Origin of the sequence: Pseudomonas sp. UBA7500 (genome assembly GCF_002478435.1) — a bacterium.
GTDB classification, from domain to species: Bacteria; Pseudomonadota; Gammaproteobacteria; order Pseudomonadales; family Pseudomonadaceae; genus Aquipseudomonas; species Aquipseudomonas palmensis.
On sequence record NZ_DLNW01000020.1, the window covers coordinates 33,159 to 45,658 of the forward strand.

A 12,500-nucleotide genomic window follows, 5' to 3' on the forward strand; every position below is an offset into this window, starting at 1 on the left:
TTTTCCCCCCGTCACACCCATCCCATACTGGCCCTGCATCCGCCGCCAGCTGCCCACCTCGCAGCCCGGCCCGGACATCCAATAATAAGCAGGGCCCTCCATGAAAAAGCCAAACCCGCTGCTTGAAGACCTCAAGCCACTGTTGCCGACCATCGCTGCCAACGCCGCCCGTGCCGAGCAGGATCGCCAGGTACCCGCCGAAAACATCGCGCTGCTCAAGGGCATCGGCCTGCACCGCGCCTTCCAGCCCAAGCTGTATGGCGGCCTGGAAATTTCCCTGCCCGAATTCGCCGACTGCATCGCCGCGCTTGCCGGTGCCTGTGCCAGTACTGCCTGGGCCATGAGCCTGCTGTGCACCCACAGCCACCAGCTGGCGATGTTCCCGGCCCGGTTGCAGGAAGAGATCTGGGGCACCGACCGCGACGCCACTGCCAGCAGCAGCATCGCGCCGTTCGGGCGTATCGAGGAGGTCGAGGGCGGCCTGCTGTTCAGCGGCGAGATGGGCTGGAGCAGCGGCAGCGACCATGCCGAATGGGCCATCGTCGGCTGTCGCCGCGCCAACGCCGAAGGCACCCAGGACTACTGCTTCGCCGTGCTGCCGCGCAGCGACTACGTGATCCGCGACGACTGGCACGCTGCGGGCATGAAGGGCAGCGGCACCAAGACCCTGCTCATCGACAAGGCCTTCGTGCCCGAGTACCGCATCCAGAAAGCCAAGGACATGATGGAAGGCAAGTCCGCCGGCTTCGGCCTGTACCCGGACAGCAAGGTGTTCTATTCGCCGTACCGGCCGTACTTCGCCAGTGGCTTTTCCACGGTCAGCCTGGGGGTGGCCGAGCGCATGCTCCAGGCCTTCCGCGAGAAGACCGCCAACCGCGTGCGCGCCTACACCGGTGCCGCGGTTGGCGCAGCCACCCCCGCATTGATGCGCCTGGCCGAGTCCACCCACCAGGTGGCCGCCGCGCGGGCCTTTCTCGAAAAAACCTGGCAGGAGCACGCCGACCACAGCGCCCGCCACCAGTACCCCAGCCGCGAGACCCTGGCGTTCTGGCGCACCAACCAGGGCTACGCGGTGAAGATGTGCATCCAGGCCGTGGATCGCCTGTTCGAAGCCGCGGGTGGCACCGCCTGGTTCGAGGCCAACGAGATGCAGCGCCTGTGGCGCGACTCGCACATGACCGGCGCCCATGCCTACACCGACTACGACGTCTGCGCGCAGATCCTCGGTCGCGAGCTGATGGGCCTGGAGCCCGACCCGAGCATGGTGTGAACACCGCGCCCTGCCCATAACAACAACGTACGGCTGCCCTGGCGGCAGCCGGGGAGTCTTGCATGTCTACTGAACCTGCCGTGGCCTTCGACAGCCGCGCGTTCCGCCGCGCCCTGGGCAACTTCGCCACCGGCGTCACCGTGGTCACCGCCGCCGATGCCGCGGGCAACAAGGTCGGGGTCACGGCCAACAGCTTCAATTCGGTCTCGCTGGACCCGCCGCTGATCCTCTGGAGCCTGGACAAGCGCTCCAGCAGCCTCGCGGTGTTCGAGGCCGCCAGCCACTTTGCGGTGAACATCTTGGCCGCCGACCAGATCGAGCTGTCGAACAACTTCGCCAAGCCACGGGAGGACCGCTTTGCCGGCATCGAGCACCGGGCGGGCGAGGGGGGCGCACCGCTGCTGGCCGATTGCGCCGCGTGCTTCCAGTGCGAACGCCATCAACTGCTCGACGGCGGTGACCACTGGATCATGCTGGGCAAAGTGGTAGCGTTCGACGATGGCGGGCGTTCGCCGTTGCTCTACCACCAGGGTGCGTACTCGATGGTGCTGCCGCACACCCGCATGACCCGACGCGAAGAGGGGCAGGCCCCCAGCAGCCATTTTCAGGGGCGCCTGAGCCACAACCTGTACTACCTGATGACCCAGGCGCTGCGTGCCTACCAAGCCAGTTACCAGCCGCGCCAGCTGTCCAGTGGCTTGCGCACCAGCGAGGCGCGCATGCTGATGGTGCTGGAGAACGATGCGGGGTTGAACCTGGCCGACCTGCAGCGCGAGGTGGCGATGCCGGCGCGAGAGATCGACGAGGCGGTGGCCAACCTTAAGCGCAAGGGGCTGGTGTGCGACAGCGAGGCGGCCGGGCATGTGCGCCTGAGCGTGGCCGGCATCGACCAGACCGAGGCCCTGTGGACGATTGCGCGCGAGCAGCAGGACACGGTGTTTGCCGCGTTCAGCGACGAGCAGATCGAGACGTTCAAGACGGTGCTCAAGGCGGTGATTCGCGCGTGAGCCAAAGGCTTTGCCAGCAAGTACGGCCCCTGTAGGCGCCAGCCTTGCTGGCCAAGCGCTTTCAACCCATTGGCGAGCACAGCTCCACCAGCACCCCGGCCGGGCAGCGCAAGTAGGAAACCGTCTGGCCCCAGGGCTTGCTCTGCGGCGCCCTGATTTCCTCGGCGCCGTTGACCAGGGCATTGGCGTGGGCCGCCACGACCTTCTCGGTCACCAGCGCGATCTCCATGCCCAGGGGCTTGTGGCTGTTGCTGGCGGCAACGAAACCTTCCGGGAAATTCGACTCGCCCAGTTCCAGCGACGCGAAGGCCAGGGTGGTTGGCCCGGTGTCCAGCTCGCCGTAATCGCCGGACTCATGCAGAAAACGACGCTTCAGGCCGAAGGCATTCTCGAAGAAGCTCAACGATGCCTCGACATCGGGTACATAAACGATGGTGTAGCCCAGTTTCATACACATTCCTTGTCGGTGGTTTCTGTAGGGGCCGGCCTTGCCGGCGAAGCAGCCGGCATGGGCCTAAGCCCCGGTTTTTTTCGCTTTGGTGGCACGGGGTCGCTTGCCGGCCGTGGCGCTGCTCTTGCGCTTCTTCTTCCACGGCGCGCCGCCGCGTCCGGCCGGCACCGGCGGCCCTGAAATGCGCAGGCTCATGCCCGAGCAGCGCTCCACCTGCTTGCTCATCCACGCCGACTGCTTGGCCACGAACGCTTCCAGGCTCATTTCGCCGCTCTGCACCATGTCCAGCGCCTGCTCCCAGATCGCCGTGGTGCCAGGGTCGGCAATCGCCCTTGGCACCGCGTCGATCAGGCTGAACGCCGCCGGCGTGGCCGACAGCGCCTTGCCCTGCTTGACCAGGTAGCCCCGGTCGAGCAGGCCCTGGATGATCCCGGCGCGGGTCGCTTCGGTGCCGATGCCGGTGGTGTCCTTGAGCTTCTGTTTAAGGCGCGGGTCGTCCACCAGCTTGGCGACGTTCTTCATCGCCTTGATCAGGTCGCCTTCGGTGAAGGGCTTGGGCGGTTGGGTCCACAGGTCCTTGAGGTTGACCCCGGCCACCTCGCACAGCTGACCCTCGTGCAATGCCGGCAGCACTTGCGCCACCGGCGCCTCGCGGCCCTTGGGCGGGGTCAGGGCTTCGGGCAGCGCGCGGCGCCAGCCCGGCTCGACGATCTGCTTGCCCACCGCACGCAGCGCCTGCCCGGCGCAATCGAAGTCGGCCTGGGTGCGGTCGTATTCATGGTTGGGCAGAAACTGCGCCAGGTAACGTGCCCGAATCAGCACGTACACCGACTTGTGCTTGGGCGGCAGGCGCGCCGGGTCGAGCGCGGCGGCGGTGGGGATGATGCCGTGGTGGGCGCTGACCTTGGCGTCGTTCCACGCGCGTGAGCGGCGTTGCGCCTGCAGGTACGGCTGCAAGGGCGCCAGGCTCGGGTCGGCGCGCCCCAGCGCGGCAAGAATCGCCGGCGCCTCGGCGTGCTGGCTCAGGGGCAGGTAGCCACAGTCGCTGCGCGGATAGGTGATGACCTTGTGGGTTTCGTACAGCGCCTGGGCGATGTCGAGGGTTTCCTGGGCGCCCAGGCCGAATTTCTTCGAGCACAGCTCCTGCAGGGTGCCCAGGTCGAAGGGCAGCGGCGCTGCCTCGCGCACGCGCTCGGTGGTCAGCGTCAAAAGGCGCGCCGTGGGCGCCGCCTGGATGGCCGCAGCCGCCTGCTGCGCGAACGCCTGGTTCAGGCAGCGGCCCTGGTCGTCGCACAGCTCGTCGGGCGCACGCCACTGGGCATTGAACACCTCGCCGGCGCTGCGCAACTGCACATCGATGGCCCAGAACGGCACCGGCACGAAATCGGCGATGCTGCGGTCGCGGTCCACCACCAGGCGCAGTGTCGGGGTTTGCACCCGGCCCACCGGCAACACGCCCTGATAGCCGGACTGGCGGCCGAGCAGGGTGAACAGCCGGCTCATGTTCATGCCGATCAGCCAGTCGGCACGCGAGCGGCCCAGGGCCGAGTGGTACAGGTTGAAGGTGGCGGCGCCGGGCCTGAGGGCGGCCAGGGCCTTGCGGATCGAGGCGTCGTCCAGCGCCGACAGCCACAGGCGCTGGATCGGCCCGCGATAGCGGCAGTGCTCCACCAGCTCGCGGGCGATCATTTCGCCCTCGCGGTCGGCGTCGGTGGCAATCACCAGTTCGGCCGCCTCGCCGAGCAGGCGCTTGACCGCCTTGAACTGGGCGGCCGTCCTGGGTTTTACCAGCATTTTCCATTGCGCCGGGATGATCGGCAGGTCGGCCAGCGACCAGCGCTTGTAACGGGCATCGTAGGCGTCGGGCGGGGCGGTTTCGAGCAGGTGGCCGATGCACCAGGTCACCGTGACGCCCGTGCCGACCCAGCAACCGTCGCCGCGGCGGCTGGCGCCAAGGACCTTGGCGATGTCCTTGGCCTGGGAGGGTTTTTCGCAGAGGTACAGGCGCATGGCCGAGTGAGCTCTTGGTCGGGCTGTGATGAGCCCTAGAATGCGCAGGATTGGCGATGCAGGCAAGGTTTATCTGTATGGATATACAGATGAATGTGTAGCGCTTGCCTGCCCGCCGATGCCTCAGCCGCGCGACGCTTCCAGTGCCTGGGCCAGGTCGGCCAGGATGTCGTCGCTGTGTTCGATGCCGATCGACAGGCGCACCATGTCACGCGGCACGCCGGCCTTTTCCAGCTCTTCGTCGTTCAACTGGCGATGGGTGGTGGAGGCCGGGTGGCAGGCCAGCGACTTGGCATCGCCGATGTTCACCAGGCGCACCACCAGCTTGAGTGCGTCGATGAAGCGTGCACCGGCCTCCTGGCCGCCCTTGATCCCGAACGACAGGATCGACGCCGGCTTGCCCTCGGTGTAGCGCAGCGCCAGCGCGTGCTCGGGGTGGTCCGGCAGGCCGGCGTACTTGACCCACGCCACCTGCTCGTGACCCTGCAGGTAGTGGGCCACCTTCAGGGCGTTCTCGGTGTGACGCTCCATGCGCAGGGCCAGGGTCTCCAGTCCCTGCAGGATCAGGAAGGCGTTGAACGGCGACAGCGCCGCGCCGGTGTTGCGCAGCGGCACCACGCGGCAGCGCCCGATGAACGCCGCCGGGCCGAAGGCCTCGGTGTAGGTCACGCCGTGGTAGGACGGGTCGGGGGTGTTGAGCAGGGCGAAGCGCTGCTTGTGGTCGGCCCACGGAAAGTTGCCCGAGTCGATCACGATGCCGCCGATGCTGGTGCCGTGGCCGCCGATGTACTTGGTCAGCGAGTGCACCACCACGTCGGCGCCGTGCTCGAACGGGCGGCACAGGATCGGCGTGGCCACGGTGTTGTCGACGATCAGCGGCACGCCATGGCGGTGCGCGGCATCGGCCAGCGCGCGCAGGTCGACGATGTTGCCGGCCGGGTTGCCGATCGACTCGCAGAACACCGCCTTGGTCTTGTCGTCGATCAGTGCCTCGAGGGCGGCGATGTCGTCATGGGCGGCGAAGCGGGTCTGGATGCCGAAGCGCGGCAGGGTATGGGCCAGCAGGTTGTAGGTGCCGCCATACAGCTTGGCCACCGAGACGATGTTGTCGCCGGCCTCTGCCACGGTCTGGATGGCGTAGGTGATCGCCGCCATGCCCGAGGCCACCGCCAGTGCGCCCACGCCGCCTTCCAGCGCGGCCATGCGCTGTTCCAGCACATCGTTGGTGGGGTTCATGATGCGGCTGTAGATGTTGCCGGCCACCTTGAGGTCGAACAGGTCGGCACCATGCTGGGTGTCATCGAAGGCGAACGAGGTGGTCTGGTAGATCGGCACCGCAACCGCTTTGGTGGTCGGATCGGGGCTGAAGCCCGCATGGATCGCCAAGGTTTCCAGCTTCATGATGCAGTCGTTCCTTGAAAGTCGTGGAGGCCGAAGCATGCGCGGGGCGCAAACGCGGGGTCAAGCCTTGCCCCGCTGAACGATGACCTGCGCCAGCCGGTCGGATGGTCATTGCCTGCCACCCTGCAACGGAGTCGCCCATGCTGCCCCACCTGATTGCACCCGGTTTCGCCCTGCTGGCCCTGGCCAGCACCCTTGCCATCGCCGCCGAGCCCTTGCGCATCACCGGCCTGCAGCGCTGTGGCGATGTGCTGAGCGCGGTGCAGCAGCAGTGGTGCGTGAACACCCGCGGCCTGGCGCAGGGCACGCCCGGGGTGCATCTGGACGGGCACGTGCTGCCCGCCGCCCGTGTCACCCGCGATGGCGATACGCTGCGCCTGAACCTCGATACGGCGCGGTTGGACAGCGGCCCGTTGTGGCTGCAGGACGCGGGCGGCCAGGCCAGCAACCCGGTGTGGCTGTCGCTCAAGGCCAGCCATGTGGTGCCCGCCGGGCCGGGCGAGGTGGCGAAGAACATGGACGGCCTGACCACCTATGTCGACCTGGTCAGCCTGCTGATCGAAGAGCGCCACGACGGCCTGCAGGAGGCCCGGCGCCTGGCCGACAAGTACGGCGCCAAGGTGGTGGGTGCGATCGCGCCGCTGAACGTCTACCAGCTGCGCCTGCCGGTCAGTGACCTGGTGCAGCGCGATGCCATGGTGTTGCGCCTGGGCAGCGAGGTCAGCGTGGACGCCGTGGTGATCGAGGAGTCCGCGCCGGAAAAGGGCGAGGAGCGCGAACCCGCAGATGCGCAGGCCCGGCCCGGCGGCGAGGAGTGGGCCGCCAACCGTTTCATGGACGCGGTCAACTTCTACCAGCGGCGCATCCCTGCCCGCGATGCGGCGGTACCGGTCAGCCCGGTACGCATCGGCGTGATCGAGCGCGACGTGGATTTCGACGCCCCCGATTTCGCCGATTACCTGGGCCCGTGCCGTGGCGAGCGACCACGCACCTGCCTGTACGCGCGTGACGCCGACAAGCCCGACGGGCATGGCAGCACGGTGGCCGGGGTGCTCGCCGCGCGCTGGGAGCAGGGCGGCAACACCGGTTTTCTGCGCGGGCTCGACCCGGCCAGCCCCGGCTTCGAGGTGATCGTGGAGCGCAATTCCGACGCCGGCATCACCGCCAACATCGCCGCCTCGGTCAACCTGGTGGAGGACGGCGTGCGGGTGCTGAACTGGAGCTGGGGCATCCACCGGGTGGGGGCGAAGAACGTCGAGGGCGACGAGGTCGACTCGCTGGTGCGCTCGGGCCTGGCCATGAGCGGCTATGAAGAGCTGCTGGAGGAGTTCTTCCTGTGGCTGCGCAAGGAGCACCCGGACGTGGTGGTGATCAACTCGGCGGGCAATGGCGCGTCGTACTCGGGTACCGACGAATACCGCCTGCCGTCCTCGTTCGTCACCGAGCAGTTGCTGGTGGTGGGCGGGCACCAGCGCAGCGAGCGCCCGGTGGCGGTGGATGATCCGGCCTATGTGGTCAAGCGCGCCGCCTCCAACATCGACGCGCGCGTGGACATCACCGCCGCCGCCTGCGTGCAGGCGTCCACTGCGCAGGCCGACCAGCGCGGCGAGGTGCACTGCGGTACCTCCTATGCCACGCCGATGGTGGCCGGGGTGGTGGCGGCCATGCTCTCGATCAACCCGCACCTGCAGCCCGAGCAATTGCGCCTGTTGCTGCGCCGCAGCGCCATGACCCTGGGCGGCGAGGGCGACTTCGAGCCGATGGACGCCGAAGACCTGACCGCGCCGATCCTGCCGTCCGAGCGCAACTACCAGCTCAATGACAAGGACGTCGGCCGCTCGGCGCGGCTGGACATGCACAAGGCCCTGGACCTGGCGGTGCAGAGCCGCGACCGGGTGCGATGAGGGTGTCGCCTTCATCGCGGCTCCAGCCCGCTCTGCACAGTCCTGTGGGAGCGGGCTTGCCCCGCGATGGCTGCGACGCCGTTTGTGTTTGAGGTAAGCTAGCCAACCTTTTGCACCCCCTCGATGCCCTGTCACCCCCGCAGGCGATGCCCTGCCGATTGGAACCCCGATGCAGCCCACACGCAAACCCTTCCGCCTCGCCCCCGTGCGCGCCGACGTGCTCGCCGGCCTCACCACCGCCTTCGCCCTGGTGCCCGAGTGCATCGCCTTCGCCCTGGTTGCGCACCTGAACCCGCTGATGGGCCTGTACGGCGCCTTCATCATCTGCACCCTGACCGCACTGTTCGGTGGGCGCCCGGGCATGGTTTCCGGCGCCGCCGGCTCGATGGCGGTGGTGATCGTCGCGCTGGTGGTGCAGCACGGCGTGCAATACCTGCTGGCCACGGTGCTGCTGGGCGGGCTGGTGATGCTGCTGTTCGGCCTGCTGCGCCTGGGCAAGCTGGTGCGCCTGGTGCCGTACCCGGTGATGCTCGGCTTCGTCAACGGCCTGGCCATCGTGATTGCCCTGGCCCAGCTCGAACACTTCAAGTCCGGCCAGGCCTGGCTTGCCGGCAATGCGCTGTACCTGATGCTCGGCCTGGTGGCACTGACCATGGCCATCGTCTACGTGCTGCCACGCCTGACCCGCGCCGTGCCGCCGGCGCTGGTGGCGATTCTCGGCGTGGGCCTGCTGGTGTACCTGTTCGACCTGCCCACCCGCACCCTGGGCGACATGGCGCACATTGCCGGCGGCCTGCCGGGCCTGGCCCTGCCCGAGGTGCCATGGACCCTCGACACCCTGCGCATCATCGCGCCATATGCAGTACTGATGGCCATGGTCGGCCTGCTCGAAACCCTGCTCACCCTCAACCTCACCGACGAAATCACCGAGAGCCGCGGCCACCCCGACCGCGAATGCGTGGCGCTGGGCGCGGCCAACATGGTCTCGGGCCTATGCGGCGGCATGGGCGGCTGCGCGATGATCGGGCAGACCGTGATCAACCTCGGCTCCGGCGGGCGCGGTCGGCTGTCGGGCGTCGTGGCCGGGGTGATGATCCTGATGTTCGTGCTGTTTCTCGCGCCGCTGATCGAACGCATTCCGCTGGCGGCACTGGTGGGGGTGATGTTCGTGGTGGCGCAGCAGACCTTCGCCTGGGCATCGCTGCGGGTGCTGCACAAGGTGCCGGTGAACGACGTGCTGACCATCGTGGCGGTCACCGTGGTCACGGTGTTCACCGACCTGGCGGCTGCCGTGATGTTCGGCATCATCATCGCCGCCCTGAACTTTGCCTGGCAGCAGGCCCGCGAGCTGTACGCCGACAGCGACGTGCACGCCGACGGCAGCAAGCTGTACCGCGTGCACGGCACCCTGTTCTTTGCGTCGGTCACCACCTTTCTGAACCAGTTCACCCCGGCCGACGACCCGGCCGAGGTGACCCTGGACTGCGCCCACCTGCGGGTGGTCGACTACTCGGCGATCGCTGCCATCAAGACCCTGCGCGAGCGCTATGCCAAGGCCGGCAAGCACCTGCGCGTGGTGCACCTGACCGAGCGCTGCAAGCAACTGCTCAGGCGCGCGGGGGAGCAGCACACCGCCTGAGCCCACGCGCATTTTTAAGGATCTGCTGATGGTCCGCGCTGCGGCATGTGCCTGAACATTGGCCTGTCACGGGAGTGACGTTCTCTGACGGCAAGCCTGTTGATTGGAGGAGTCTTTCGAAGCGGTGGATGGGCTATGGCACGCCTGCGTGGGAGGGGTGAGTGATGAATCAGTCGGCGCTTTACGTGGTCTCGACGCCCGTCGCGAGTACGTCGTTGCAGTCGGACCTCGGAAGGGCCCTGGAGCGGGATCAGTTCGAACTGCATTATCAACCGCTCTACCGCGTCGATCAGGGCCGCCCCTACATCGCGGGTGTCGAGGCGCTGCTGCGCTGGCGATCTGCCGGGCAACTGGTGCCGCCGCTGGCGTTCATCCCCACCCTTGAAGCCACCGGGCAGATCGTACCGGTTGGCGAGTGGGTGCTGCAGCGCGCCTGTCGACAGGTCCGCGACTGGCAACTGGCCGGGCAGGGGCAGCTGCACTGTTCGGTCAACGTCTCCAGCCTGCAGCTGGAGCAGGTCGGCTTCGCCGCCTCGGTGCGGCGCGTTCTGCAGGCCTGCGGGCTGCCGCCGGCGAGCCTGATCCTGGAAATCACCGAAAGCCAGTGGGTCAGCGACAGTGCCCAGGTCAAGGCCTGCCTCGATGAACTGGTGAGCCTGGGCGTGCGGCTGGCGCTGGATGATTTTGGCACCGGCTACTCAGCCCTGAGTTGCCTGCTGCGTTTTCCATTGAGCATCCTCAAGGTCGACAGGAGCTTCGTCAGCGGCCAGCCCCAGAGCGGCAAGCTGCACGCCATCTGTCGTGCAATCATCGGGCTGGGGTGCGAGCTGGGCTTCGAAGTGGTTGCCGAAGGCGTCGAGGAGGCTGACCACCTGGACTTCATCGTGGGCCAGGGCTGCCATTACGCGCAGGGTTACCTGCTCAGTCGGCCCTTGCCGCCGACGGAGTTGCAACGCCTGTTCAACTAGCGGCTGCCACCGCCACGCAAGGGCGCCTGGCCGCTCGGAGTGTGGGCGTACCTCGATCGCCGATCATCGGAGGGCGGTGTGCAGGCCCGTTTTAAGGCTTGCCTGATAGGCTATTTCAAACGCCCTCATTAAAGTCCCCACCAGCAACGACGCGGAGTCGGGTGCCTCCGATTTTCTGCTTGTTTCTATGAGGGATTGAACATGCTGCTTAGAAATTTCAGGCTGGGCCATCGAGCAATACTGGTGTTTTTCGTATTGAACGTGCTGGTCATTGTCCTGGGTGTGGTTTCCATCATGCAAATGGGCCGGGTGCGTGCCGCTGCCCTGGAAATCGAGAAGAACTGGATGGAAAGTGTGCGCCAGGGAGGCGCGATCGACGCGCTGGTGCTGCGCCTGCGGCTTGAAAGCTATCGCCTCCTCAGTACCGATGACCCAGCGATCAGGAAGATGTCCATCGAGACCATCACCGGTGCACGCAGCGAGCTCGACAAGGCGGTCATCGACTATCGTCACCAGGTGTCCAGCCCGGACGAACAAGCGGCCTACGACGATGTCAAGACAGGGATCGCCAACTACATAGGGCAGCTGGACAGCTTTCTGGAGCGGGTGCAGGCCGACCACGCCGCCGAAGCCACCGAGTACCTCAACCAGACGACTCGGCCGCTGGCGAACAGCCTGCAGGTCGTTATCGGCAAGATGATGGACATCAACCGCGAAGGTGCCCGCCAATCGGGGATCGAGTCCGAGGCCATCTATCAGAGCTCGGTGAAGACCGTGATCGTGATCATCAGCGTGGTCGTGGTGTTGAGCATCCTGATGGGGGTTCTGTTTGCGCGCAGCATCACCGTGCCGTTGCTGGCGGTGCTGGGGATCAACCAGCGGATTGCCGAAGGCGACCTGCGCAGTGTCGTGCCGATGTCCGGCAAGGACGAGCTGACCGACCTGATGGCCTCGACCGCGAGCATGCAGGCCAGCCTGCGTGACACCATTCGTCTGATGGGCGACTCGTCGAACCAGTTGGCCGCAGCGGCCGAACAGATGCATTCGGTGGCCGAGGAATCGAGCCGCGGGCTGCAGCAGCAGAGCGATGAAATCGAACAGGCCGCCACCGCCGTGAACGAGATGACGGTTGCGGTCGAAGAGGTGGCGCGCAACGCAGCCTCCGCGTCGGAAGTCACCCAGCAGTCCGCCAGTTCGACCCGCACCGGTTCCGAGCGGGTGACCCAGGCGGTTGTCGCCATCCAGAACCTGACAACGATTGTCGAGTCCACCAGCGGGGAAGTCGAAGGCCTTGCGAACAGGGCACAGAACATCAGCAAGGTGCTGGACGTGATTCGCGCGATTGCCGAGCAGACCAACCTGCTGGCCCTCAATGCTGCCATCGAGGCTGCCAGGGCCGGTGACCAGGGGCGCGGGTTCGCCGTGGTGGCCGACGAGGTGAGGGCACTGGCCCACCGTACCCAGGAGTCCACCAAGGAAATCGAGACCATGATCGCCGACATCCAGGCGGGGGCCGAGCAGGCGGTAACGGCGATGTCGCAAAGCCGCGTCAATGCCCAGGACACCCTGGGGATCGCGCAGGAAGCCGGCGCCGCACTGGATGCGATTGCCCGTTCGATCACCGAGATCAACGACCGCAACTTCCTGATTGCAACCGCTTCCGAAGAGCAGGCGCAGGTGGCACGTTCGGTGGACCACAACCTGGTGAGCATTCGCGATCACTCGGTGCAGACCTCCGACGGCGCCAGCCAGACGGCCACTGCAAGCAACGAGCTGTCCAGGCTGGCGATTGCCATGGCCGACCTGACCCGGCGTTTCACCACGTGAAACCGCGCCCGTGCCCCAGCCAC

9 protein-coding genes and 1 pseudogene are annotated in these 12,500 nt (G+C 66.9%); 7 read left to right on the plus strand and 3 right to left on the minus strand.

What is annotated here, in order from left to right:
• The first annotated feature begins 100 nt into the window (after positions 1-100).
• Both B4I46_RS09415 and B4I46_RS09420 read left to right on the plus strand, forming a co-directional pair.
• Positions 101-1,270, plus strand: a complete 1,170-nt coding sequence (locus tag B4I46_RS09415) for a p-hydroxyphenylacetate 3-hydroxylase oxygenase component (protein WP_043861112.1) — start codon at positions 101-103, stop codon at positions 1,268-1,270.
• A 62-nt stretch (positions 1,271-1,332) separates the two neighbouring features.
• Positions 1,333-2,277, plus strand: a complete 945-nt coding sequence (locus B4I46_RS09420) for a p-hydroxyphenylacetate 3-hydroxylase reductase component (RefSeq protein WP_043861111.1) — start codon at positions 1,333-1,335, stop codon at positions 2,275-2,277.
• A gap of 61 nt (positions 2,278-2,338) precedes the next feature.
• On the opposite strand, the gene B4I46_RS09425 is transcribed toward B4I46_RS09420, so the two are convergent.
• From B4I46_RS09425 to B4I46_RS09435, 3 genes are all read right to left on the minus strand, one after another.
• Positions 2,339-2,728, minus strand: a complete 390-nt coding sequence (locus B4I46_RS09425; protein WP_088514873.1) for a VOC family protein — start codon at positions 2,726-2,728, stop codon at positions 2,339-2,341.
• Between the two features lie 63 nt (positions 2,729-2,791).
• Positions 2,792-4,738, minus strand: coding sequence for a DNA topoisomerase III (locus B4I46_RS09430; RefSeq protein WP_286899834.1), 1,947 nt, complete (start codon positions 4,736-4,738; stop codon positions 2,792-2,794).
• A gap of 123 nt (positions 4,739-4,861) precedes the next feature.
• Complete coding sequence (locus B4I46_RS09435) at positions 4,862-6,139, minus strand: bifunctional O-acetylhomoserine aminocarboxypropyltransferase/cysteine synthase (protein ID WP_054916502.1); 1,278 nt, start codon at positions 6,137-6,139, stop codon at positions 4,862-4,864.
• A gap of 140 nt (positions 6,140-6,279) precedes the next feature.
• On the opposite strand from B4I46_RS09435, the gene B4I46_RS09440 reads away from it, so the two are divergent.
• The 5 genes and pseudogenes from B4I46_RS09440 (at position 6,280) to B4I46_RS25620 (ending at position 12,477) form a co-directional block, all read left to right on the plus strand.
• Positions 6,280-8,043, plus strand: a complete 1,764-nt coding sequence (locus tag B4I46_RS09440) for a S8/S53 family peptidase (RefSeq protein ID WP_286899835.1) — start codon at positions 6,280-6,282, stop codon at positions 8,041-8,043.
• A gap of 169 nt (positions 8,044-8,212) precedes the next feature.
• Positions 8,213-9,682: a SulP family inorganic anion transporter gene (locus tag B4I46_RS09445; protein WP_043861106.1), complete on the plus strand. Its 1,470-nt coding sequence runs from the start codon at positions 8,213-8,215 to the stop codon at positions 9,680-9,682.
• A 164-nt stretch (positions 9,683-9,846) separates the two neighbouring features.
• Positions 9,847-10,650, plus strand: a complete 804-nt coding sequence (locus tag B4I46_RS09450; RefSeq protein ID WP_100632481.1) for a putative bifunctional diguanylate cyclase/phosphodiesterase — start codon at positions 9,847-9,849, stop codon at positions 10,648-10,650.
• 201 nt (positions 10,651-10,851) lie between these two features.
• Positions 10,852-11,619, plus strand: a pseudogene (locus B4I46_RS25615) (MCP four helix bundle domain-containing protein); the annotation flags it as partial.
• Positions 11,620-11,688: 69 nt separating this feature from the next.
• Entirely contained in the window at positions 11,689-12,477 is a 789-nt protein-coding gene (locus B4I46_RS25620) for a methyl-accepting chemotaxis protein (RefSeq protein WP_404702909.1), read from the plus strand.
• The last annotated feature ends 23 nt before the right edge of the window (positions 12,478-12,500 follow it).

Coding starts and splice junctions, on each gene's coding strand:
- B4I46_RS09415 (WP_043861112.1), top strand. CDS start 101: ATGAAAAAGCCAAACCCGCTGCTTGAAGACCTCAAGCCACTGTTGCCG.
- B4I46_RS09420 (WP_043861111.1), top strand. CDS start 1,333: ATGTCTACTGAACCTGCCGTGGCCTTCGACAGCCGCGCGTTCCGCCGC.
- B4I46_RS09425 (WP_088514873.1), bottom strand. CDS start 2,728: ATGAAACTGGGCTACACCATCGTTTATGTACCCGATGTCGAGGCATCG.
- B4I46_RS09430 (WP_286899834.1), bottom strand. CDS start 4,738: ATGCGCCTGTACCTCTGCGAAAAACCCTCCCAGGCCAAGGACATCGCC.
- B4I46_RS09435 (WP_054916502.1), bottom strand. CDS start 6,139: ATGAAGCTGGAAACCTTGGCGATCCATGCGGGCTTCAGCCCCGATCCG.
- B4I46_RS09440 (WP_286899835.1), top strand. CDS start 6,280: ATGCTGCCCCACCTGATTGCACCCGGTTTCGCCCTGCTGGCCCTGGCC.
- B4I46_RS09445 (WP_043861106.1), top strand. CDS start 8,213: ATGCAGCCCACACGCAAACCCTTCCGCCTCGCCCCCGTGCGCGCCGAC.
- B4I46_RS09450 (WP_100632481.1), top strand. CDS start 9,847: ATGAATCAGTCGGCGCTTTACGTGGTCTCGACGCCCGTCGCGAGTACG.
- B4I46_RS25620 (WP_404702909.1), top strand. CDS start 11,689: ATGCATTCGGTGGCCGAGGAATCGAGCCGCGGGCTGCAGCAGCAGAGC.